Source organism: Aeromonas sp. HMWF016 (assembly GCF_963878195.1).
GTDB lineage: Bacteria > Pseudomonadota > Gammaproteobacteria > Enterobacterales > Aeromonadaceae > Aeromonas > Aeromonas lacus.
Genome location: NZ_CAWNWX010000028.1, coordinates 1 through 3,282, shown reverse-complemented (window position 1 = coordinate 3,282; position 3,282 = coordinate 1). Strand labels below are relative to the sequence as shown.

Sequence of the window (3,282 nt, the reverse complement as noted above, 5' to 3'; positions counted from 1 at the left end):
ATTCTATCACCATATGTAGTAGACAAGAGTCGAGCGATTAAACTTCAGAATACACACATACCTAACAGATCAGATCACGACAAGCTAGATTCTCTATCAACACGTGAGTTGTTAATTTTAAAGCACTTGGCCCAAGGTGAGCGAAACATTGATATTGCAAAGCGCTATACTCTAAGTGATAAAACCATCAGCACATATAAACAGAGAATTACAAAAAAGCTGAATATTAAAACCATGTTTGAATTAAGAGAGTACGTAATAAAAAACAAGTTGATTTAAAACAGTAAGAAATCAATAAGAAGTTTCGTAATACAGCTAAACCTATCCTAAGCTTACTCACTCAAATGGAGATATTTTTACTTTTTCAGCCATTAGAGCAGTTAGCTTACGTTTAAAATCGTGCATTTACGTAGTGGACTATATTATGGCTAATATTTCGCATGGATTTATGTTACGAAAAAAAATAATTTCAATGTTATCGTTAGCATTGCTTAATGGGAATGTAAACGCTAGTTCAATCGATATTAAAGCGACACCTCAAGTGGACAATATAACCATTACGGGTCAGTTAAATGACCTTGGCGTCAATGGTGCACAAGCACAAGCAGGATATGTTTACATTGATGTGGATGGTGAACAAGAATCATCGAGTGAACACTATTGGTTCAGTACGCCTGTCGATAGTTTATCTCTTTCATGTTTAACTGAAATTGATTCTGGCTTCGTTGAGATCAATCCTGCATGCACCCAGTTATCTGCTGTTTCATACGGTAATTCACACACAAATCCAGTTATCAACTTAACAGAGGAAGGGATAATTCCTTCATTAGATAGTATTGATGGGCAATTGCTTATATTCTGTGTAAGGCCGATGAATATTAGTGCCGAGTTTGGATATCCAGTTTGTCAAACTTCATCTAAAATACTTCAGCGCCCTCCTGAAGATAATCATAGACCGACTGCAATAAATTTAGATCTAAACCCCCTCCATAATGTAACAATTGATTTCACTCTAACTGGAACGTATGAGTTTGAAGATAGTAAAGGGCATAGCGAAGGCCCTTCATACGTCACATGGCTGAATGAGGAAGATCATTTAATTTACCAAACTACATACCCCTCATTACCTGTGTTAGATCTTGACTCCACAGGACTAATAAATGAAAGGCCTAACATTGAGGGGCATAGGATTAGGTTTTGTGTTCAGCCTATCGATAGTGAAGGGAATATTGGAGATAATGCTTGCTCGGCACAAACTGATATGATCACACCATCTCTTAATAACTCCGCTCCAGAGTTAAGGGCGATTTCAATTAATGGAGACATTGACTTTAATGAACCAGTTATAGGTGTCATTGACGGTTACTTTGATCTAGATAATGATCTTGAAGACCGACTTGAAGAAATAATCACGACGACCTGGCAGTACCGTGAAAGCTCAGGCAGTGAATGGCAAATCGTTGAAGCTGGCACCACGAGTTTTAACGTGGAATATCGAACAGGACAGATTAGATTTTGCGTAAGACCAGTAGCCAAAACCGGAATCAAGAATGGGTTAGTGACATGCACCAGTTCTTACAATATCGGAAATGGTGCCGTGCCAGACTTGTCAGTTTCAGTGAGGAATAATGATGATGATGAATCATTGACCGTAACAGAAGGGGATCGCCTAGACGGAAGCTGGGCAAATATCTCATCAGTTCAACCTACAAATGTAAGGCAAGAATGGCTTCGGGGTGAAACAGTTATTGGTTCTGAGGAGGGATTAAGCTCTAGCCTATCATTAAAAATTCCTTATGGAACGAATGGTCAAACATTTACATATTGTGCACAGGTTTTATCTCCCCCTGGAATGTCTCAACCAAGATGTACTTCAGAAACAGTCACGGGAGAGGAGCTTCTGCCTGAGAGAGTTCGAGTATTGGACATTGGTATAGATGATCAATTACCTCTCAACACCCCTAAACCCATAGCGCTGACATTTACCCTATCACCAGCATCACCACCCAAGCCACCGACTAAGCCACATAATATCAAAGTTGATGTTTCAAGTAAGGCTTTGGTTTCTAAGACTTCAGACTTCTCGGGAGCATCTTCACATCTAGAATTTCAATTACCAACAGAGCAAGCGTCCAGAGTAACTATTTATGTCAAGGATGCGTATGCTGAATGTGCCAAGATATCCATTTATACGCCAAATGGTGAAGAAGATACAACCAAACCAGATCTCTGGGCTCGTTTAAATTTTAATAATGCATGTAACCAATATTAACTATTAACTTAGTTCAATACCTGACACTGGTAAAAAGCCAGTGTCAGGTAAAAATCATTGGAACTCTCTTCAGAACTATTTCACCAATCTCTTATTACTGTTCAATACGGCGTTGTTGCCAAAATCAATGCAGTTTGAATGGAACTAACTGAGGGCTCGGTGATCTGATCACCCTCATCCTCTTCAAGTCTGCATCATGGGCACGTGGCTTCACCCCATCACCAACTGGCCTCAATACAACAAGTCTTTGATGAACTGTGGTTCACTCACCTTCTGGGTTGGTGCCGAGGCCATGAGCAACTGGTTTCACCACGACCATCATGGACGGCGGGGCCGCAGCCAGCTGTACACTGACCAGACCATCTGTACCTTCCTGATGCTCAAGGGGATTTTCAACCTCACTCTGCGTGCCACTCAGGGACTACTCGACTCTCTGTTCGAGTTGATGAATGTGCCGTTGTGTGCACCGGACTATAGCTGTGTCTGCAAGCGTGCACGCACGGTGAAGGTGGCCCCCAAAGGGACGCATTACCGACTTGGTTATTGACTCAACCGGGCTGAAGGTGTTTGGTGAAGGCGAGTAGAAGGTCAGTCTGCGTAGCTACAACGGCCAAGTGCGAGAAGTCATGGCGTATGTAAGCGCCATAAACAAACTGAATACCCTTGGCCTACCTGTCAGAAAGCCCCAAGTGTACGGTCACCCGGGGCTGGGGAAGTCATGACTTGATGGCTGATTTGGGCAACAACGCCGTTCAATACAGAGATGCGAAACGCAGTAATCCGTCGATTGTAAGATATTTTAGAGGTCAGTCATGCACTATACACTTCATAGAATTAAGTCTATGCAACTTCCCTAAAAATAAGTTATCTATCAATTTATTATCCATATTTTATAGATATTAGGCACTAGAACTCCACCAGAGTTACTCTCTCTTAATATAGATGTTATATCGATTGTCATCTTCATTATGTATATTAACGAAAAGTAGTTTTCTTGATTTATATAGTAT

At 41.0% G+C, this 3,282-nt stretch carries 2 protein-coding genes and 1 pseudogene; all 3 read left to right on the top strand.

Annotated elements, in window-relative coordinates; translation table 11 throughout:
* The coding region (locus AACS24_RS04395; RefSeq protein ID WP_219927752.1) for a LuxR C-terminal-related transcriptional regulator at positions 1-279 on the top strand (279 nt) is incomplete at its 5' end.
* A 145-nt stretch (positions 280-424) separates the two neighbouring features.
* Complete coding sequence (locus AACS24_RS04390; RefSeq protein WP_146181456.1) at positions 425-2,272, top strand: hypothetical protein; 1,848 nt, start codon at positions 425-427, stop codon at positions 2,270-2,272.
* Between the two features lie 196 nt (positions 2,273-2,468).
* Positions 2,469-2,853: pseudogene (locus AACS24_RS04385) on the top strand (transposase); the annotation flags it as partial.
* Positions 2,854-3,282: the final 429 nt, after the last annotated feature.